General features: G+C 65.1%; 20 protein-coding genes. 10 read left to right on the forward strand and 10 right to left on the reverse strand.

All coding sequences use genetic code 11. From position 1 onward, the window contains the following. The 3 genes from accB to AC1DHL_RS12375 all read right to left on the reverse strand — a co-directional run bounded on the left by accB (window position 1) and on the right by AC1DHL_RS12375 (window position 1,701). Window positions 1–456, reverse strand: coding sequence for an acetyl-CoA carboxylase biotin carboxyl carrier protein (accB, locus tag AC1DHL_RS12365; protein ID WP_478103063.1), 456 nt, complete (start codon window positions 454–456; stop codon window positions 1–3). A 115-nt stretch (window positions 457–571) separates the two neighbouring features. Beyond that, window positions 572–1,105 carry a TlpA family protein disulfide reductase gene (locus AC1DHL_RS12370; RefSeq protein ID WP_478162141.1) on the reverse strand — a complete coding sequence of 178 codons (534 nt, stop codon included), beginning with the start codon at window positions 1,103–1,105 and terminating at the stop codon, window positions 572–574. Then, window positions 1,102–1,701 (reverse strand): hypothetical protein, encoded by a 600-nt coding sequence (locus AC1DHL_RS12375; RefSeq protein ID WP_478103060.1) that lies wholly within the window; start codon window positions 1,699–1,701, stop codon window positions 1,102–1,104. Before AC1DHL_RS12375 ends, AC1DHL_RS12370 begins: the two co-directional genes overlap by 4 nt. A 67-nt stretch (window positions 1,702–1,768) precedes the next feature. On the opposite strand from AC1DHL_RS12375, the gene mpl reads away from it, so the two are divergent. Then, window positions 1,769–3,172, forward strand: coding sequence for a UDP-N-acetylmuramate:L-alanyl-gamma-D-glutamyl-meso-diaminopimelate ligase (gene mpl, locus AC1DHL_RS12380; RefSeq protein WP_478162142.1), 1,404 nt, complete (start codon window positions 1,769–1,771; stop codon window positions 3,170–3,172). 18 nt (window positions 3,173–3,190) lie between these two features. Next, the gene (locus AC1DHL_RS12385; protein ID WP_478162143.1) at window positions 3,191–3,700 is read left to right on the forward strand and encodes a cupin domain-containing protein; all 510 of its coding nucleotides are present in this window, start codon (window positions 3,191–3,193) and stop codon (window positions 3,698–3,700) included. An 18-nt stretch (window positions 3,701–3,718) separates the two neighbouring features. On the opposite strand, the gene AC1DHL_RS12390 is transcribed toward AC1DHL_RS12385, so the two are convergent. From AC1DHL_RS12390 to rodA, 3 genes are all read right to left on the reverse strand, one after another. Beyond that, entirely contained in the window at window positions 3,719–4,837 is a 1,119-nt protein-coding gene (locus AC1DHL_RS12390) for a 3-deoxy-7-phosphoheptulonate synthase (protein WP_478103056.1), read from the reverse strand. Window positions 4,838–5,043: 206 nt separating this feature from the next. Beyond that, on the reverse strand, window positions 5,044–6,504 hold the full coding sequence (tldD, locus tag AC1DHL_RS12395; RefSeq protein WP_478162144.1) for a metalloprotease TldD: 1,461 nt from the start codon (window positions 6,502–6,504) through the stop codon (window positions 5,044–5,046). A 134-nt stretch (window positions 6,505–6,638) separates the two neighbouring features. Next, window positions 6,639–7,793 carry a rod shape-determining protein RodA gene (gene rodA, locus AC1DHL_RS12400; protein WP_478103053.1) on the reverse strand — a complete coding sequence of 385 codons (1,155 nt, stop codon included), beginning with the start codon at window positions 7,791–7,793 and terminating at the stop codon, window positions 6,639–6,641. 92 nt (window positions 7,794–7,885) lie between these two features. On the opposite strand from rodA, the gene AC1DHL_RS12405 reads away from it, so the two are divergent. The 8 genes from AC1DHL_RS12405 to ruvC all read left to right on the forward strand — a co-directional run bounded on the left by AC1DHL_RS12405 (window position 7,886) and on the right by ruvC (window position 15,636). Then, window positions 7,886–8,476, forward strand: coding sequence for a YqiA/YcfP family alpha/beta fold hydrolase (locus AC1DHL_RS12405; RefSeq protein WP_478162145.1), 591 nt, complete (start codon window positions 7,886–7,888; stop codon window positions 8,474–8,476). 47 nt (window positions 8,477–8,523) lie between these two features. After that, entirely contained in the window at window positions 8,524–10,584 is a 2,061-nt protein-coding gene (locus tag AC1DHL_RS12410; protein ID WP_478162146.1) for a ribonuclease catalytic domain-containing protein, read from the forward strand. 16 nt (window positions 10,585–10,600) lie between these two features. Beyond that, entirely contained in the window at window positions 10,601–11,458 is an 858-nt protein-coding gene (locus AC1DHL_RS12415) for an energy transducer TonB (protein WP_478103049.1), read from the forward strand. A 14-nt stretch (window positions 11,459–11,472) separates the two neighbouring features. Then, window positions 11,473–12,315: a shikimate dehydrogenase gene (aroE, locus tag AC1DHL_RS12420; RefSeq protein ID WP_478162147.1), complete on the forward strand. Its 843-nt coding sequence runs from the start codon at window positions 11,473–11,475 to the stop codon at window positions 12,313–12,315. Beyond that, window positions 12,312–13,061 (forward strand): monofunctional biosynthetic peptidoglycan transglycosylase, encoded by a 750-nt coding sequence (mtgA, locus tag AC1DHL_RS12425; protein ID WP_478162148.1) that lies wholly within the window; start codon window positions 12,312–12,314, stop codon window positions 13,059–13,061. Before aroE ends, mtgA begins: the two co-directional genes overlap by 4 nt. A 156-nt stretch (window positions 13,062–13,217) precedes the next feature. Continuing rightward, the gene (locus tag AC1DHL_RS12430; RefSeq protein WP_478162149.1) at window positions 13,218–14,015 is read left to right on the forward strand and encodes a lysophospholipid acyltransferase family protein; all 798 of its coding nucleotides are present in this window, start codon (window positions 13,218–13,220) and stop codon (window positions 14,013–14,015) included. After that, the gene (locus AC1DHL_RS12435) at window positions 14,016–15,080 is read left to right on the forward strand and encodes a phosphatidate cytidylyltransferase (RefSeq protein WP_478162150.1); all 1,065 of its coding nucleotides are present in this window, start codon (window positions 14,016–14,018) and stop codon (window positions 15,078–15,080) included. It begins immediately after the preceding gene. Window positions 15,081–15,087: 7 nt separating this feature from the next. Further along, window positions 15,088–15,636, forward strand: coding sequence for a crossover junction endodeoxyribonuclease RuvC (ruvC, locus tag AC1DHL_RS12440; RefSeq protein ID WP_478162151.1), 549 nt, complete (start codon window positions 15,088–15,090; stop codon window positions 15,634–15,636). A gap of 522 nt (window positions 15,637–16,158) precedes the next feature. On the opposite strand, the gene AC1DHL_RS12445 is transcribed toward ruvC, so the two are convergent. The 4 genes from AC1DHL_RS12445 to ftsA all read right to left on the reverse strand — a co-directional run bounded on the left by AC1DHL_RS12445 (window position 16,159) and on the right by ftsA (window position 19,948). Then, the gene (locus AC1DHL_RS12445; protein ID WP_177142683.1) at window positions 16,159–16,335 is read right to left on the reverse strand and encodes a hypothetical protein; all 177 of its coding nucleotides are present in this window, start codon (window positions 16,333–16,335) and stop codon (window positions 16,159–16,161) included. A gap of 12 nt (window positions 16,336–16,347) precedes the next feature. Then, on the reverse strand, window positions 16,348–17,271 hold the full coding sequence (lpxC, locus tag AC1DHL_RS12450; protein ID WP_478104544.1) for a UDP-3-O-acyl-N-acetylglucosamine deacetylase: 924 nt from the start codon (window positions 17,269–17,271) through the stop codon (window positions 16,348–16,350). A 79-nt stretch (window positions 17,272–17,350) separates the two neighbouring features. After that, the gene (gene ftsZ, locus AC1DHL_RS12455; protein ID WP_478104542.1) at window positions 17,351–18,556 is read right to left on the reverse strand and encodes a cell division protein FtsZ; all 1,206 of its coding nucleotides are present in this window, start codon (window positions 18,554–18,556) and stop codon (window positions 17,351–17,353) included. A gap of 162 nt (window positions 18,557–18,718) precedes the next feature. Continuing rightward, window positions 18,719–19,948: a cell division protein FtsA gene (gene ftsA, locus AC1DHL_RS12460; RefSeq protein WP_478104541.1), complete on the reverse strand. Its 1,230-nt coding sequence runs from the start codon at window positions 19,946–19,948 to the stop codon at window positions 18,719–18,721. Between the last annotated feature and the right edge of the window lie 23 nt (window positions 19,949–19,971).

Below are 19,971 nucleotides of genomic sequence, written 5' to 3' on the forward strand. Positions count from 1 at the left end.
TCACTCGATGATGAACAGCGGTTGGCCGTATTCGACCGCCTGGCCGTTCTCGACGAGGATCTGGGTGACAGTGCCGGCCTTGTCGGCCTCGATTTCGTTGAGGATCTTCATCGCCTCGATGATGCAGACGGTGTCGCCTTCCTTCACTTGGGTGCCGATCTCAACGAATGCGGGAGCGCCCGGACTCGAGGAACGGTAGAAGGTGCCGACCATCGGGGACTTGACCGCATGGCCGGTGGCTGTCGCTTCTGCCGGCGCGGGGCTCGCAGCAGGTGGGGGAGCCGTGCCGATCGCGGGTGCGGCGGCTGGCGCAGCTACGGTTTGCACGTACTGGACAGGTGCGGCGATGCCACCCTTGACGATTCGGACCTTGCCTTCCGTTTCGGTGATTTCCAGTTCGGAAATGTTGGATTCAGACACCAGATCGATCAGTGTCTTGAGCTTGCGTAGATCCATGGGACTCCAGCGTCGGCTTTGCCGCTTATTAGAACTTAACTCGCCTGAAAATCGGCCTTTTTCGGCGTTTCAACGCCATCTGCCTGATTTGTGGGGCTGGATTCTAGCCGTGAAATTATGCGCGCCGCCAAGCTTGCAGATCGCCTGGGTCCAGCCTGCCCATTTTACGCGCCGCCACTGCGCCGGTGCCGTCGATCACCAGCGTGAAGGGTAGCCCCCCCGACGTGTTGCCGAGTTGCTTGACCAACTCTGTGCCCTGTAAACCAGCCAGTCCAATGGGGTAGCTGACGGGCGTCTTGTCGAGAAACTTGCGGACAGCACTGGGCTGATCAATTGCCAATCCAATCACTTGCCAACCGTTGGCGCCATTTTCCCGAAAGAAGGCATCAATCATCGGCATTTCCTCGACACAAGGCGGGCACCACGTCGCCCAGAAGTTGACGAGAAGCGGCTTGCCGCGCAGCCCACCGATCGCAAGTTCGCCGCCTTCGGGCCGGTCGAATCGCTGAGACCAGAACGCGTCATCCAGTCGCTCGCCAGCGCCGTGCGAGGCCTTGCTTCGCCAGTAAGCGCCGCCAATTCCGGCGGCGGCCGCGACCGCGGCAACGCCACCGTAAAGCAAGCCGCGACGAGTCGGGCTGGAAGTCATCCGCTTTCCTTTTCTTTTTCGATCAATCGCCTGAGCGCGGCAAGATTGCCGCGGGGCACACGCCCCTGGGCATCGTGCTTCAGCGCGCCGCGAAGGTCGTCGAGGTCGTAGACCAGCAGATGGACACCGATTTCCTCTCCCAGCACCCGGCTCGCCGCGTGAACACTCAGCGCCTCGACCTGCTCTCCGTGAAAGCCGGTGACCATGCGGGGTTCATAGTCCACGTGATGGTCGATCAGCGCGATCTCGGCCGATTTCGAGTCATCACAGAAGAGCTGGATATAGATATCCGAAAGTCTCGTGGCCGTGCCGTGCCACACGGCGCCGCCGACATGCGGCCTGAATTCGGCCATGCGCTCCATCCACTCCAGCGCCAGGACGCGCAAGGCGTGCAGTTCCTTGGGCTGCGTGTCTGCGCAATAGAGCCGGATATAGTCCCGCACCTCGGCCTCGACCTCATCGTTGTTGGGCAACGCGGTACGCGCAGGCAAGGCCAGGTCGCGCAGTGCGCGGCGCTTGGCAGGCCCATACTCCAGCCCCTCTTCGACGACGAGGCGGGCTGCGGCAGCGGCGATTTCCTGCTTGGACTCATCCATCGGGTCATTTTGCCCCCAGTAGGGCAGGCGCAGAAGACGGGAGCGCCAGCATCCCTAGAATCGGCCGATGCACATTCACATTCTCGGCATCTGCGGCACCTTCATGGGAGGTGTCGCGGCGCTGGCGCGCGAAGCCGGCCACCGGGTGACCGGCTGCGATGCCGGCGTCTATCCGCCGATGAGCGACCAACTGCGCGCCCTCGGCATCGACCTGATCGAGGGTTTCGGCGCCGACCAGCTCGGCTTGAACCCCGACGTTTTCGTGGTCGGCAACGTGGTTTCACGCCTCCGCCTGCCCGACGGCTCGCCGAAGTTTCCGCTGATGGAAGCGATCCTCGATGCCGGCGCAAGCTACACCAGCGGTCCGCAATGGCTGGCTGAGCACGTGCTGCAGGGCCGTCACGTGATGGCGGTCGCAGGGACGCATGGCAAGACGACCACTACGTCGATGCTTTCGTGGGTCCTGGAGCGCGCCGGCCTGTCCCCCGGATTTCTCGTGGGCGGCGTGCCGCTCGATTTCGGCGTGTCTGCCCGGCTCGGGCGCGACAGCGACGTGCCCTTCGTGATCGAAGCCGACGAATACGACACCGCATTTTTCGACAAGCGCAGCAAGTTCGTCCACTACCGTCCGCGTACGGCGATCCTGAACAACCTGGAATTCGATCACGCCGACATCTTTGACGATCTCGCGGCAATCGAAAGGCAGTTCCATCACCTCGTGCGCACAGTCCCGGGCACTGGCCGCATCGTCGTGAACGCGACCGAGGAAAGCCTGCAGCGCGTGCTGGCGCAAGGATGCTGGAGCGAGCTCGCCCGCTTCGGCGCCGGCGGCGAATGGAAGGCGCGAGGCTCGCACGATGCCTTCGACGTGCTCCGCAACGGCGCGCCGGTCGGCCGCGTCGAATGGGCGCTGAGCGGCTTGCACAACCAGATGAATGCACTGGCCGCCATCGCCGCGGCCGAACACGTGGGCGTGGCGCCTGCCGCTGCGGCAGACGCATTGGGCAGCTTCCGCAATGTGCGCCGCCGCATGGAGTTGCGCGGCACCGTGAACCGCCGGCAAGGCGCGATCACGGTGTATGACGATTTCGCCCACCATCCGACCGCGATCCGGACCACGCTCGATGGTCTGCGCCAGAAGCTGGACGCCGACGGCAAGAACGACGATCGGATCCTCGCGGTCTTCGAACCACGCAGCAACACCATGAAACTGGGAACCATGGCGGCACAGCTGCCTTGGAGCCTGGAAGCGGCCGACCTGTCGTTCTGCCACAGCGGCGGGCTGGACTGGGACGCCGCGGCGGCGCTCGCTCCCATGGGCGCACGGGCGCAGGTGGCCGGCGACATCGACGCACTCGTCGCGCATGTGATTGCGGCCGCGCGCCCCGGTGACCACATCGTGTGCATGAGCAACGGCGGCTTCGGCGGCGTTCACGACAAGCTGCTTTCGGCGCTGAACGCGTCGGATTGAGCCGGGTGCGGGGCTAACATGCGCACCATGCGTGCGCAACAGCTCATCGAGACTTTGAATCTCCAGCCTCACCCCGAGGGCGGCTGGTATCGCGAGATGTTCCGGTCGGCGGCGCAGGTCAAGCCCGACGACGGCCGGCCCGCCCGCGACGCGTTGACCACCATCTATTTCCTGCTGGAAGCACACCAGCACTCACGCTGGCACCGGGTGCAGTCGGACGAAGTCTGGATTCACCTGGAAGGCGCACCGCTTGCGCTCTGGACGAGCGACGCGGCGCTACGCATGCCACCCAAGCATGTGCGACTGGGCCCTGTCGACGTGCACGGCACCCGGCCCCAGCACACCGTGCCGGCAAGCCAGTGGCAGGCAGCCCGGCCGATCGCTGCCGAAGATGGGGCCGATTACACGCTGGTCAGTTGCACCGTCGGTCCGGGCTTCGATTTCAACGATTTCTCGTTCATGCGGCCCGACGGCGACGAGGCCGCGCTTTTGCGGCACCACTGGCCGGAACTGGCTGCGCTGATCTGACACGCAGCCCGTCGCCCTTCAATGGCGGCGCTTCTTGACAGCGTGCGACAGCAGGTCGAGCACCTGCGTCGAATCGTCCCAGCCGATGCACGCGTCAGTGATGCTCTTGCCGTATTCGAGGCTGGAAACGGCGTCCTTGCCCGGCGTGAACTTCTGCGCGCCCGCGTGCAGGTGGCTCTCGACCATCAGCCCGAAAATGCTGCGGCTGCCGCCGGCAATCTGCCCCGCAATGTCTTTGGCGACGTCAATCTGCTTCTGGTGCTGCTTGCTGCTGTTGGCGTGGCTGCAATCGACCATCAGCGTGGGATGCAGCTTGGCGGCCTCGAGATCCTTGCAGGCGGCGGCGACGCTGGCGGCGTCATAGTTCGGCGCCTTGCCGCCGCGCAGGATGACGTGGCAGTCCTTGTTGCCGTTCGTCTGCACGATGGCGACCTGGCCGTTCTTGTGCACCGAGAGAAAGTGATGGCCGCGCGCCGCGGCCTGGATCGCATCGGTGGCGATGCGGATGTTGCCGTCGGTGCCGTTCTTGAAGCCGATCGGCGCGGACAGGCCGGAAGCCAGTTCCCGATGCACCTGGCTTTCGGTGGTGCGCGCGCCGATCGCGCCCCAAGCAATCAGATCACCGATGTACTGCGGCGAGATCACATCGAGGAATTCGCTACCCGCCGGAAGGCCCATCCGGTTGATGTCGATCAGGAGCTGTCGCGCGATGCGCAGGCCCTCGTCGATGCGGTAGCTCTCGTCGAGGTAGGGATCGTTGATGAGGCCCTTCCAACCCACCGTCGTGCGCGGCTTCTCGAAGTAGACGCGCATCACGATCTCCAGCGTGCCGGCGTACTTCTCGCGCTCGGCCTTCAGGCGCCGTGCGTAGTCCAGCGCAGCCGCCGGATCGTGGATGGAGCACGGCCCCATGACGACCAACAGCCGGTCGTCCTTGCCGGCCATGATGTTGTGGATCGCGCGGCGGGTGCCGGTGATCAGCGACTCGACCGGCGTCCCCCGGATCGGGAAGAAGCGGATCAGGTGTTCGGGAGGAGGCAACACAGTGATGTCCTTGATGCGTTCGTCGTCGGTCCGGCTGGTCTTTTCGACGTTCGCATACCAGGTGTCGCTGGGCGGGGCGGCTTTTGAGCTCATCTGCGTTCCTTTTTCGGGTGTCTTGAGTTTCGTGAGGGCAAGAAAAAACCGCCGGGCTTTTGGCACCGGCGGTTTTGGGAGGTTCTGCTTGTCTGCTTGCTTTACGCGCGCGCCTCTCGTCCGCCGGAAACCGGGAACCAAAAGTAGGCAAAGAAATAAGCGCGGATGGCGGACATGGGCGTGAAATGTAGCACGGTTTGGCGGCTTCAGGCAGTCCCGCCGACCGTCAGGCCGTCGATGCGCAAGGTCGGCTGGCCGACGCCCACAGGCACGCTCTGGCCTTCCTTGCCGCAGGTGCCGACGCCGGAATCGAGCGACATGTCGTTGCCGATCATCGTGACGCGGGTGAGCGCGTCGGGGCCGTTGCCGACCAGCGTTGCGCCCTTCACGGGGTACTGGATCTTGCCGTTTTCCACCCAGTAGGCTTCGCTCGCGGAGAACACGAACTTGCCGCTCGTGATGTCGACCTGGCCGCCGCCGAAGTTGGTGGCGTAGAGACCCTTCTTGATGCTGGCGATGATTTCCTCCGGCACGCGGTCGCCGCCGAGCATGTAGGTGTTGGTCATGCGAGGCATCGGTGCGTGCGCGTAGCTTTCACGCCGGCCGTTGCCCGTGGGCTTGGCCTTCATCAGGCGCGCATTGAGCGAGTCCTGGATGTAGCCCTTGAGAATGCCGTCCTCGATCAGCACGTTGCGCTGGGTCGCATTGCCTTCGTCGTCGACGTTAAGCGATCCGCGGCGATCGGCGATGGTGCCGTCGTCGAGCACCGTCACGCCCTTGGCCGCCACCCGCTGGCCGATCCGACCCGAGAACGCGCTCGAACCCTTGCGGTTGAAGTCGCCTTCCAGGCCGTGGCCGATGGCCTCGTGCAGCAGGATGCCGGGCCAGCCTGGGCCGAGGACCACGGTCATCTCGCCTGCCGGCGCAGGACGCGAATCAAGATTCGTGAGCGCCGACTTGACGGCCTGGTCCACGTATTCGGCGATGTGCGCGTCGTCGAAATAGGCGAGCCCGAAACGGCCACCGCCGCCGCCTGAACCCACCTCGCGGCGGCCGTTCTGCTCGGCGATCACGGTGACCGACAAGCGCACCAGCGGCCGCACGTCGGCGGCCAGCGTGCCGTCAGCGCGCGCGACCAGCACCACGTCGTATTCGCTCGCGAGGCCGGCCATGACCTGCGCGACGCGCGGATCGCGGGAGCGCGCGAGTTGCTCGACCTTTTCGAGGAGCTTGACCTTGGCGGTGCTGTCGAGCGTGGAGATGGGATCGATGCCGCCGTAGAGCGAACGGCTGCTCGCGATCTTGCGCGTCGGCGCCTTGACCCGCGCCGTGCGGCCGGCAGCCGAAATGCTGCGGACCGTGCGCGCCGCATCGAGGAGCGAAGCCTCGGAGATGTCGTCCGAATAGGCAAATGCCGTCTTCTCGCCGCTGACCGCACGCACCCCGACGCCCTGGTCGATGCTGAAGCTGCCGGTCTTGACGATGCCTTCTTCCAGGCTCCAGCCTTCGCTGCGCGTGTACTGGAAGTAGAGATCGGCGTCGTCCACCTTGTGCGCCGTGATTTCGGCGAGAGCACGCGAAAGGTGCGATTCGTCGAGTCCGAAGGGCGTGAGCAGAAGTTGCTGCGCCGTGGCCAGGCGCTCGATCGTAGGTTCGCGTGAAATCATTGAAGCATTTTAGGCTCGCCCCCAGGTTGCCCGCACTTCGTGTCGGGCGCCCACCCCCTGCCGGGGGCAACACCGGCGGCCCGGCCAAGCCGGTTCCGCGGTGTTTCTGGAAGGGGCCTGGCTTCGCCGGCCGATCAGGACTGCATCAGGCGGCGGGCGCGGGAGATCGACATCAAGATGCCGAGGCCCAGGCCCAGCGTCACCATGGCGGTGCCGCCATAGCTGATGAAGGGCAGCGGCACGCCGACCACCGGCAGGATGCCGCTCACCATGCCCATGTTCACGAAGGCATAGGTGAAGAAGATCATGGTGACCGCGCCGGCCAGCAGCCGCGAGAAAAGCGTCGGGGCGTTCATGGCGATCACGAGGCCGCGAAATATCAGGAAGATGAAGGACGCAATCAGGGCCAGGTTGCCCGCCAGGCCGAATTCCTCGGAGTAGGCGGCGAAGATGAAATCGGTGGTGCGTTCGGGAATGAACTCCAGGTGCGTCTGCGTGCCCTGCATGAACCCCTTGCCGCCGACGCCGCCCGAGCCGATCGCGATCATCCCCTGGATGATGTGGAAACCCTTGCCGAGCGGATCCTTCGTCGGGTCGAGCAGCGTACAGATGCGTTGCTTCTGGTAGTCATGGAGGATGCGCCAGTCGAAGCCATCGGCGCACAACTGGGACTCGAAACCCACGATGAGAGACACAGCGATCAGGCCGATCACCACCGGCGGCACGATCAGCTTCCAGGAAAGGCCCGCGAAGAAGATCACCGACAACCCCGTGGCCAGCACCAACAGCGCGGTGCCGAGGTCGGGCTGTTTCATGATGAGACCAATGGGTATCACGAGCAGCACGGTCGCGACCACGAAATCCAGCGGCCGCAACTGGCCCTCACGCCGCTGGAACCACCAGGACAGCATCAGCGGCATCGCGATCTTGAGAATCTCGCTCGGCTGGATGACGACGCCGACGTTGATCCAGCGCTGCGCGCCCTTCTTGGTGATGCCGAAGAGCATCACTGCAATGAGCAGGCCCACGCCAACCGTATAGAGCGGAACGGCGAAGATCATCAGCCGTTGCGGCGGGATCTGCGCCACCACGAACATGATGAAAGCGGCCAGCAGCATGTTTCGGCCGTGATCCGCGAAGCGGGTGCCGTGGTCGTAGCCCGACGAATACATGGTCAGCATGCCCGCGCAGGCCAGGAGCAGCACGGCGAAAGCAAGAAATCCGTCGAAACCCTGGAACACGGGCAACAGACGTCGCGCGAGCGAGGGTTGTTGGAATACGGCCGACATGGGCCGGGATTATCCCAGTCGCCGGCACCTCCTGAGAGCCGTCAGGGCTCTGTTACGACTCATTTGGAAGCATGCGTCCGGATAATGAACACATGGCATCCGTGACCCACCTGCTCTATCTGCACGGCTTTCGCTCTTCGCCGCGTTCGACCAAGGCGAGCCAGATGGCTCGTTGCATCGCCGAACAACATCCGGCAGTCCACTGGTGGTGCCCGCAGCTACCGCCGTCGCCGCGCGAGGCGATCGACCTCGTGATGCAGGGCATCGCGGAATGGCCGCGCGCGACGATGGCGGTGGTCGGCTCGTCGCTCGGCGGCTTCTACGCCACCTATGTCTCCGGCATGACAGGCTGCCGCGCCGTGCTGCTCAATCCGGCCGTGAATCCCGCACGCGACTTGACCCGATATATCGGCGACCAGACGCTTTGGCACGATCCGGGCGAGCACTTCCTTTTCCGCCCCGGGTACATCGACGAACTGAGCGACCTGGAAGTCGGCCCGTTGAAGCACCCCGAACGCGTGTTCGCCGTGATCGCCAAGGGCGACGAAGTACTGGACTGGCGCGAGATGACGGCCCGTTACCCCGGCAGCCGCGTGAAGCTCATCGAAGGCGAAGACCACGCCCTGTCCGACTTCGAGCGTTTGCACCTGGACGACGTGCTGGCCTTCCTCGACCCCATCTGAGCGCCCTGCGGCGGGAATGCGCCGCGCTGCGTGGGACAATCCGCGCCATGTTTGTTTTGTTCGAAGAAGCCGGAAAGTACCTCGGCGGCCGCGTCCTGTCGGAGACCGATGCCTCGGCACAGGTGGAGCTGGAGACCGGCAAGCGCGTCAAGGTCAAGGGCGCCAACATCGTGCTGCGCTTCGAGAAACCAGCACCCGCGGAACTGCTCGCCGAAGCGCGCACCCTGGCGGCCGGGATCGATCTCGACCTCGCCTGGGAATTCGCGCCCGAAGGCGAATTCAGCTTCGGCGAGTTGGCCACGGAGTACTTCCAGGCCCATCCGACGCTCAGCCAGCAGTCCGCGGCGCTGTTCGCAGTCTTCGAGGCGCCCCATTACTTCCGCCGGGCGGGCAAGGGGCGCTTCAAGAAGGCACCGGCCGAAATCGTCCAGCAGGCGCTGGCCGCGATCGAGAAGAAAAAAGCGATTCAGGCGCAGATCACCGAATGGTCCGCTCAGCTGGCCGCGGGCGAATGCCCGGCGCCGGTGCGCGAGCAACTCTTCAAGATCCTGTTCCGCCCCGACAAGAATGCCCCTGAATACAAGGCCGTCGTCGAAGCCGCGCGCGCCACGCAGCGGCCGCCGCTCGAACTGCTGAAGCAGGCGGGCGCCATCGAGTCGTCCTACGAGTTCCACTGGCGCCGATTCCTGTTCGAGAACTTTCCCAAGGGCACCGGCTTCCCGACGCTCAATGCGCCAGACATCGCCGATGACCTGCCCCTGGCCGACGTCCAGGCCTTCTCGATCGACGATTCCCAGACCACCGAGATCGACGATGCGCTTTCGGTCCAGGGACTCGGCAGCGGCACCGTGATCGTCGGCATCCACATCGCGGCGCCCGGCCTTGCGCTGGTGCCGGGCAGCGCCATCGACCAGGTGGCCCGCACGCGGATGTCCACCGTCTACATGCCCGGCCACAAGATCACGATGCTGCCAGACCATGTGGTCGAGGCCTACACCCTGCAGGAAGGCCGCGACTGCCCGGCGGTCTCGCTCTACGCGACCTTCGACGGAGCGACGTTCGCATTGAAGTCGACCGAGACGCGCCTCGAGCGCGTGCCGATCGTCGCCAACCTGCGCCATGACCAGCTCGACGCCGTCGTCACGCAGGAATGGCTGGAAGACGCATCCGTCAACGCCGACGGCACACCGGAAATCGCCGCCCGCGTGCGCGAGCCGCTGTCTTTCCTGTTCCGTCTCGCCAAGCAACTGAAGGCTCAGCGTGAAGTGGTCCGCGGCAAGCCCGAGAGCTTCAACCGGCCGGACTACACCTTCCGCCTCGTCGGCAACGGCGGCGAGCCAACTGGTAACGAGCAGGTGCAGATCAGCACCCGCCGGCGCGGTGCGCCGCTCGACCTGATCGTGTCCGAAGCGATGATCCTGGCCAACAGCAGCTGGGGCGGCTGGCTGGGCGAACTCGGCGTGCCGGGGCTCTATCGCAGCCAGGCGAGTCTCGCACCCGGCATCAAGGTTCGCATGGGGACGCGCGCGCTGCCGCATGCCGGCCTCGGGGTGAAGAGCTACGCGTGGAGCACCTCGCCACTGCGCCGCTACACCGACCTCGTCAACCAGTGGCAGATCATCGCGGCCGCGCGCCACGGCAAGACCGCCGCGCTGGCGGCACCTTTCAAGCCGAAGGACGCGGATCTGTTTTCCATCCTCTCGGGCTTCGACGCCGCGTACAGCGCCTACAACGCGCACCAGGGTGGCATGGAACGATTCTGGACGCTCAAGTACCTCGAGCAGCAAGGCATCACCGAAATCGACGCGACCCTGGTCAAGGACGTGCCGAACGGCGCGCTGGTGCGCGCGGACACATTGCCGCTGGTGTTCCAGGTGACCGGCACGCAGGGCCTTCAGCGCGGCGCGCATGTGCGCGTCAAGCTCGGCGAGATCGACGAGATTGCGCTCGATGTGCACGGCACGGTCATCGCGCGTCTCGACGACACGGCCGCGGAAGCCGCATCCGAAGAGGAGAGCGGCGAGGATGAGGAAGAAGTCGCCGGTCCCATCGCGATCGCGGTGGACCTCGCCGACAGCGAGGCCGCACCGGAGAGCACGCCCGCATGAGGGGAGAAGTCCATCAATGAACCTGCGTGACTTCAGCACGCTGCAGATTGCGCTCGGCCTGTCGGTCATTGCCCATGCGGCGCTACTGACCGTGCGCTTCGTCGATCCGGAGTCATTCAACCGCGTTTTCAAGGAGACGCCGCTGGAGGTCATTCTGGTCAACGCCAGGACCAACGAGCGCCCCGACAAGGCCAAGGCCATCGCGCAGGCCTCGTTGGCCGGCGGCGGCGATCTCGACAAGGGGCGCGCCACCAGCCCGCTGCCACCCTCGGCCTTCCGGGCCATCGGCGATTCGATGGAAGACGCGCAGCGCCAGGTGGAAGCGATGCAGGCCCAGCAGATGATGCTGCTGGCCCAGATCAAGCAACAACTGGCCACCATGCCGGCGCCCGATCCGCGCAGCCAGGGCAACCCGACCGAAGCCGCCGCGCGCGAGGAAAAGCGACGCCAGCTGATCGACATGCTGGCCGAGATCGAACGCCGCGTGAACGAGGAAAACTCACGTCCCAAGAAGCGCTACCTCAGCCCGGCCACGCGCGAAGCTGCCTACGCGACCTACGTCGATGCGCTACGCCGCAAGATCGAGGCACGCGGCACCGAGAACTTTCCCGAAGCCGCCGGCAAGAAGCTCTACGGCGAACTCACGATGCTGGTGACCGTCAATTTCGACGGCTCGATCCTCGGAACCGAAATCGTCGAAAGCTCGGGCGACAGGACACTCGACCGCCGCGCCCAGGCCATCGTGCGCAGCATTGGCAGCTTCGGCAAGTTCACCGACGCGATGCGCCGCCAGACCGACCAGATCGTGCTGCCGTCGCGCTTCAAGTTCACTCACGACGAGACGCTGGAGACGCAACTCTCGTCCAGACAATGACGGAGGGAGGCACCATGGATCTGTACTGCGTGATGGGCAATCCGGTCGAGCACAGCCGCTCGCCGTGGATTCATGCGCGCTTCGCCGCGCTGACCGGCCAGACGCTGGACTACGGCCGACGTCTTGCGCCGCTCGACGGTTTTGCCGATGCCGTGGCCGCCTTCCGTGCCGACACTTCCGGCACCGCACGCGGGTGCAACATCACGGTGCCTTTCAAGTTCGAGGCGGCTGCGTTGTCGCAGCACTTGACGCCGCGCGCTGCACTGGCGCGGGCCGTCAATCTTCTGAGCTTTCGCGACGACGGCATCCACGGCGACAACAGCGACGGTATCGGGATCGTCAACGACGTCACGTTGCATGCGGGCGTTTCGATCGCGGGCAGCGAACTGCTGCTGCTCGGCGCGGGCGGCGCCTCCGCGGGCGTCCTCGGCCCGCTCATCGAAGCCGGGCCCCGACGGATCGTGGTCGCCAACCGCACGCTCGCCAAGGCGATCGCGCTGGTGCAGCGCCACGCGGCGTTGGCGTTGCAGCACCACGTCGCGCTGGAGGCGCAAGAGCTTCACACCGTGCCGGGTTCCTTCGACGTGCTGATCAATGCCACTGCGTCGAGCCTGGGCGGCGGCGAGGTACCGGTCGCGGCCGCCGTGCTGAAACCTGGCGCCCTTGCGGTCGACATGATGTACGGCCCTGCTGCGGCGGGCTTCATGAACTGGGCGCGCGAACACGGCGCCGTGCCGCGCGACGGCCTCGGCATGTTGGTCGAGCAGGCCGCCGAAGCCTTCGAGACCTGGCGCGGCGTGCGCCCGCCGACCGCTCCCGTGCTGGCCGAACTGCGGGCCATCGTCGACGCGAAGTGAAAGCGGTCCTTCGCTGGCTCGGCTGCCTGCTGATCGCCGCCTTCGCATTGCAGATCTTCTTCATTGCGCGCATCGCGGCGATGGCCGCCATCGACCCCGAGTCCACGGCATTCCAACGCTCCGAGGCGTGGCGCATCACGACGCAAGGCCGCACCAACGGCGGCAGCCAATGGCAGCAGCGCTGGGTCCCCTATGCGCAAATCTCCGATTCGCTCAAGCGCGCGGTGATCGCGAGCGAGGACAGCGAGTTCATCTATCACCAGGGCGTCGAGTGGGAGGCGATCGAGCGCGCCCGTCAACGCAACGCCAAGGCCGAAGAACTCGCAGCCCGACGCGCCGCGCAGATGCGTGCCCGCGGCAAGGAACCTCGCCCCGCGCAACTGCGCGGCGGCTCCACCATCACGCAGCAAATCGCCAAGAACCTCCTGCTGTCCGGCGAGCGCACCCTGCTGCGCAAAGGCCAGGAACTTGCCCTCGCCACCGCACTGGAAGTGCTCCTGAGCAAGGAGCGCATCCTGGAGATCTATCTCAACAACGTGGAATGGGGCGAAGGCATCTTCGGCGCCGAAGCCGCCGCGCAGCACTACTTCAAGAAGCCCGCATCGCGCCTCACCGTCAGCGAAGCAGCAAAACTTGCAGTGATGCTCCCAAGCCCCAAATTCTTCGAACGCCGCCAAGGCTCAGGCTATCTGGCAAGCCGCTCCAGCACCATCGCGGCACGCATGCCAGCCGCAGAGCTCCCCTGACCCGCCCCGACGCGGCCGGCAAAACCAGGCCCCTTCGTGAAACACCGCGGAACCGGCTTCGCCGGGCCGCTGGTGTTGCCCCCGGCAGGGGGTGGGCGGCTACACGAAGTGAGCCAACCTGGGGGCGAGCCACATTGCACAAGCCACAATACGCTCATGCTCGCCAAGTTCACGGGATGGGGATTGCTGGCCATGATTCGGTTGCTGACCGGCGCACAAGCGCGCTGGTGGGGCTGCCCGCCGAAGGCCGAGCAGCGCATCTACTTCGCCAATCATCAAAGCCATCTCGACCTCGTCATGATCTGGGCCGCGCTGCCCGAGGAGTTGCGCAGCATCACGCGACCGATCGCAGCGCGCGACTACTGGGCGACCAGTCCCTTCAAGCGATGGATCACGACCGAGGTCTTCAACGCCATCTACGTCGAACGAGGCGGTGGCGCCCCGACGGTACCGCCCGCGCCACCTGCACCCGTACACGACGAACGCATCGAACCATCGTTCGACGACGCACCGCCTTTGACGCCCATCGAGCCCGTTGCCGAACCGTGGGTTGTCCAGACCGAGTTGCCGCTGATGCGGCCCGCCACGGAACCGGCGCAGCCCAGTGTCCAGCCCGGAAGCGCCGAAGCACTGGTTCCGTTGCAGCCGCTAATCGAGGCCCTGCAAAGCGGTGATTCGATCATCATTTTTCCGGAAGGGACACGGGGCCATACCGGCGAGCCGCAGAAGTTCAAGTCGGGCCTCTTCACGCTGGCCCAGATGTTTCCCGAGGTCGTGCTGGTGCCGGCCTGGATCGACAACGTCCAGCGGGTGATGCCCAAGGGCGAGGTGGTGCCGGTGCCGATCCTGTGCTCGGTCACCTTCGGCGCGCCGATTCGCCTGGATGAAGACGAGGAACGCCGTCCTTTTCTCGACCGGGCGCGCGAGGCGGTGGTCGCGCTGCGAGATGTCTAGATGAATGAATACCTTCGCAATCTCTCCTCGACCCATCAGGTCGCGGCCCTGTTCTTCATCGTTTTCGGGCTTCTGTTCGTGGTGAGCACCGTCGCATTCATGCTCAGCTTCAAGGAACGTCGCAATCCGGTGCACGACGAGATCTGGCAGCGCGAGCTCCGGCATTTCCGCTCGCTGCTGCGCACGACGTGGGTGATGGTGGTCGTGTTCTGGATCGGGTGGGCGCTGGGCGAAACTGTCGCGACGTTGCTGTTCGCGCTGATCTCTTTTCTCGCGCTGCGCGAGTTCATCACGCTGTCGCCCACGCGGCGGGGCGATCACCGCAGCCTGATCCTGGCTTTCTTTGTCGTATTGCCGATCCAGTTCTGGCTGGTGGCGACCGCACACTTCGATCTGTTCACGGTATTCATCCCGGTGTATGTCTTCCTCGCGATCCCGGTCGTGAGTGCGCTGGCGGACGATCCAAGCCACTTCCTCGAACGCAACGCCAAGCTGCAGTGGGGCATCATGGTTTGCGTCTACGGCATGAGCCACGTGCCGGCGCTGCTGCTGTTGTCCTTCCCGGGGTATGAGGGCAAGAACGCGTTTCTGGTGTTCTACCTGGTGTTCGTGGTGCAGACCTGCATGCTGGTGCAGCATCTGGTGTCGCGCAAGAAGTCGATGCCAGCGGTGGGAGCGCCGATGCCGGAGCCCCCAAAGGGCTGGCTGGGTGCCATCAGGCGCCGCTTGTTCTTCCAGCCGCCCTTCGCGCCGAATGTGAGTCGCAGCTTCAACTGGACCAGTTGGGCACTGGGTATGGTGATCGCGAGCTTCGTCGGCGCGCTGTTCTCGTTCATCACACCGTTCAAATACGGGCAGGCGCTGGCGATGTCGTTGATCGCCTGTGCGGCGGGCTCGATGGGTCATCTCGTGATGAAGGCGCTGAAGCGCGACCGCGGCATCCCCAACTGGGGGCAGCGAAGTGTGGGCGTGACGGGCGCCAACGGACTGCTGGATCGCGTCGACGCACTCTGTTTTGCCGCACCAGTGTTCTTCCACGCGGTGCGGTGGTATTTCAACGCATGAAGATCACATGCGCATCCTAGGCATCGATCCCGGTCTGCAAACCACCGGCTTCGGCGTGGTCGACGTGGATGGCCATTCGCTGCGCTACGTAGCGAGCGGGACCATCACTACCCGTCACCTGTCGAAGGGCGAGTTGCCGGCACGGCTGAAGGTGCTGTTCGACGGCATCGGCGAGATCAATGAACGCTACAAGCCTGATGCGGCTGCGGTGGAGATCGTGTTCGTCAATGTGAATCCGCAATCCACGCTGTTGCTGGGACAGGCGCGAGGTGCATGTTTGACAGCGCTGGTCACGTGCAATCTCACGGTTGCCGAGTACACGGCACTGCAGATGAAGCAGGCTGTCGCGGGGCATGGACGCGCTGCGAAGGCTCAGGTGCAGGAGATGGTCAGGCGACTGCTTCAGTTGCCCGGTGTGCCCGGGAGCGATGCTGCCGATGCGCTGGGCATTGCCATTACGCATGCACACGTGGGGAGTTCGATGGCGCGGCTTGGACAGGCTACGGTGCTGGCTAGAAGCACCAGTGGGATGTATCGGCAGGGGCGGACTCGATAGCTGCTTCGTCTGTCGGGGTGGGGCCTTCGTTGGAGGGTCCGCCCGGTATGCGGTGAGGGCTGTGCGACCCCGCTGCGCCGGCCCTTCGGGCTTCCCTGCAGTGCTCGCCTCAGGCGGGGTCCGCGCGAAACTCGCTTCGCTCAGACACGCGCGGCCCTGATCCGCCCGAGGCTGCGCGCTTCGGCGGCGCAGAAGGGTCGCACAGCCCTCACCGCATACCGGGCTCGTGGTTGGGCGAAGGATGCGCGCGTCTCGAACGTCCAATGCCTGCGCGTTCATCACAGCCTTGGAGGCGGACAACTCACCCCCGTCCTTTCCGCGGAGGCGGGCGGTGTGCGCTGGGGCGGCCGTTGAGGCACCACCGAGCAGCGCAGCGGTACGCGGATCAGGGCTGCGCGTGTTTGAGCCGAAGGCGAGTTTCGCGCGGACCCCGCGTACCGCGAGCAGCGCAGGGCAGCCGCGAAGCGGCCGGTGACGTCGGCCGGCCCAGCGCACACCGCCCGCTTCCGCCGCCCCACAACCTCAAAAAGCCCGTTCAGCAATCAACACAGCAAAGAAGCCAAACGCCGCGAGCAGGGTCCACTTGAGAACGATCCATCCAAACCGCCGGTACTTGACCTGCCCCGTCCCCGCGTAGAACGCGAACGAAGCCCCGGCCACCAGCAAAAGCAACAGGATGGCCCACCGAAAAAGCAGCATCGACGTGTCTTGCTACCAGGCGCGCGCGACTTCGGTAAATCCGGCGGGCGCCTGTCGTTCGTCGTCGAAGGTCACGATTTCATGCGCGTCGTCGTGGGCCAGAAGCTCACGCAGCAGCTTGTTGTTGAGCGCGTGACCCGACCGGAAGGCGCTGTAAGCGGCCAGCAACGGCTGCCCGATGACATAGAGGTCACCCATCGCATCGAGGATCTTGTGCTTCACGAACTCGTCGTCATAGCGCAGTCCGCCCGCATTGAGCACCTTGGTGTCGTCCATCACGATCGCGTTGTCGAGGCCACCGCCAAGGGCGAGTCCCTTCGAGCGCATGTACTCGACCTCCTTGGTGAACCCGAAAGTCCGAGCGCGCGCGATGTCGCGGCTGTAGGAGCCGCTGCCCAGGTCGAATTCGACGCGCTGCCCGGTCGAGTTGACGACACGATGATCGAAATCGATCTCGAAGCTCAGCTTGAACCCGTGGTACGGCTCCAGCCGCGCCCATTTTTCGTCCGCGCCCTCGCCTTCGCGAATCTCTACCGTCCGCGTGACGCGAATGAAGCGGCGCGGCGCGCTCTGTAGTTCGATGCCCGCACTCTGCAGCAGGAAAACAAAGGACGAAGCCGAACCGTCGAGGATCGGCACCTCGTCAGCCGTGATGTCGATCAGCAGGTTGTCGATGCCCAGCCCGGCGCAAGCCGACATCAGATGCTCGACCGTCTGCACCTTGGCCCCGCGCGAAGACACCGTCGACGCGAGCCGGGTGTCCGTGACCGCCTCCGCCGTCATCGGAATGTCGACCGGCTCGGGCAGGTCCACCCGCCGGAACACGATGCCGTGGTTCACCGGCGCCGGTCGAAGCGTGAGCTCCACGCGTTGTCCGCTGTGGAGTCCGACGCCGACAGCGCGAGTGATCGATTTGAGGGTACGTTGTGGAAGCACGGGCGCGATTTTAGAAGCGCGAGGCGTCCGGCGTACCGCCCGCCTCGCTATGTCCCCGATAGCCTCCACAGGCACCCCCTCAATCCGCCTGGCGGCGCAGGAAGGCGGGGATCTCGAAATCGTCCATGCCACCCGACGACAGCGCGTCCACCTTGGCCGCGGCCATCGTGCGGTTGGTACGCCACACACTGGGCACCGCCATGCCGTCGTAGTTCGGCTGGCCGGAGGCATGGCCGACAGAGCCGCCGAGCGTCGGAACGGTGAACGGGATGTTGTCGGTGCCGGTGCGGATCACTTCCAGCGTCGGCGCCTGACGGCGTGCATCCTGGCGCGAGAGGCCGGTCGCGACCACGGTCACGCGCATTTCGTCGCCGAGGTTGTCGTCGTAGGCGGCGCCGTAGATCACGTGCGCGTCCGGCGAAGCGTAGGCGCGGATCGTGTTCATCGCCAGCTTGGATTCGCTCAGCTTGAGCGATGCCTTCGATGCCGTCACCAACACCAGCACGCCCTTGGCGCCGGACAGGTCGATGCCTTCCAGCAGCGGGCAGGCCACGGCCTGCTCGGCGGCGATGCGGGCGCGGTCCGGGCCGCTCGCCGCGGCGGTGCCCATCATGGCCTTGCCGGGCTCGCCCATCACGGTGCGCACGTCTTCGAAGTCGACGTTCACGCCGCCGTACTCGTTGATGATTTCCGAGATGCCGCCAACCGCGTTCTTGAGCACGTCGTTGGCATGCGCGAAGGCTTCGTCCTGCGTCACGTCCTCGCCCAGCACGTCGAGCAGCTTCTCGTTGAGCACCACGATCAGCGAATCGACATTGGCTTCGAGTTCGGCCAGGCCGGTATCGGCGTTGGTCATGCGACGGCCGCCTTCCCAGTCGAAGGGCTTGGTCACCACGCCCACGGTGAGGATGCCCATCTCCTTGGCAACGCGTGCGATCACCGGCGCCGCGCCGGTGCCCGTGCCGCCGCCCATGCCGGCCGTGATGAACAGCATGTGCGCCCCGGTGATCGCCTCGCGGATGTCGTCGACCGCCGCCTCGGCCGCATCGCGGCCCTTCTCGGGCTTGCTTCCGGCGCCCAGCCCGTTCATGCCGAGCTGAATGGTCTTGTGCGCATTGCTGCGCGACAGGGCCTGCGCGTCGGTGTTCGCGGAGATGAACTGCACGCCCTGCACGCCGCGCTCGATCATGTGCGCGACGGCGTTGCCGCCGCCTCCGCCCACGCCGATCACTTTGATCTGCGTTCCCTGGTTGAACTCTTCGATCTCGATCATTTCGATAGCCATGTTCTGACTCCTTGAATATGCAGTTGCCATTTGTTTATGAATGAATTTGTTGTTGGAACCGTGAACGATGAAGGGGTGGCCCGGTTCGTCGCCATCGCTCGTTGAAGTGGCGCGGTGGGCCGGCACGCGCCAGCCACACGCAGTGGGGAAGTCTTGGTGTCATCAAAAGTTCCCCACGATGAAATCCTTGAAGCGGCCGAAGGCGGTCTTCACCGAGCCGTTCTTCTGCGCCACCTTGAAGCCGCGCAGGCGCGCGTAGCGGGCTTCTTCCAGCAGGCCCATCACCGTCGCGGCGCGCGGCTGCGCAACCATGTCCGACAGTGCGCTCGAATACTTCGGGATCCCGCGCCGCACCGGCTTCAGGAAGATGTCTTCGCCGAGCTCGACCATGCCGGGCATCACCGCGCTGCCGCCGGTGAGCACCACGCCCGAAGACAACACCTCTTCGTAGCCCGACTCGCGGATCACCTGCTGCACCAGCGAGAAGATCTCCTCGATGCGCGGCTCGATCACACCCGCAAGCGCCTGCTTGCTCAGCAAGCGAGGACCGCGATCGCCGAGGCCCGGCACCTCGACCTGGGTATCGGGGTCGGCCAGCAGTTGCTTCGCATAGCCGTTCTCGACCTTGATGTCCTCGGCGTCCTTGGTCGGCGTGCGCAGCGCCATCGCGATGTCGCTGGTGATGAGATCGCCGGCAATCGGAATCACGGCCGTATGGCGGATCGCACCGTTGGTGAAGATCGCGACGTCGGTCGTGCCGGCGCCGATGTCGACCAGCACCACACCGAGTTCGCGTTCATCCTCGGTCAACACGGCCTGGCTCGATGCCAGGGGGTTCAGCATCAGCTGGTCGACCTCCAGCCCGCAGCGGCGCACGCACTTGATGATGTTCTCGGCGGCGCTCTGGGCACCGGTCACGATGTGCACCTTGGCTTCCAGGCGCATGCCGCTCATGCCGATCGGCTCTTTCACGTCCTGACCGTCGATCACGAACTCCTGCGGCTCCACCAGCAGCAGCCGCTGGTCGCTGGAGATGTTGATCGCGCGGGCCGTCTCCACCACGCGCGCCACATCGGCCGGCGTGACCTCCTTGTCCTTGACCGCCACCATGCCGCTCGAATTGATGCCGCGGATGTGACTGCCGGTGATACCGGTGTAGACGCGGCTGATCTTGCAATCGGCCATCAGCTCGGCTTCCTTGAGCGCCTGCTGGATGCTCTGGACCGTGGCGTCGATGTTCACCACCACGCCGCGCTTGAGCCCGTTGCTGGGTGCGATGCCCAGACCCGCGAGCTTGAGCTCGCCGTTGGACAACACCTCGGCAACCACCGCCATCACCTTGGCAGTGCCGATGTCTAGCCCGACAACGAGATCTTTGTAATCTTTGGACATGTGCTTCCTCTGTTCGCTCTCTC

The sequence above is a fragment of the Variovorax sp. 10L426 genome, from assembly GCF_056395305.1.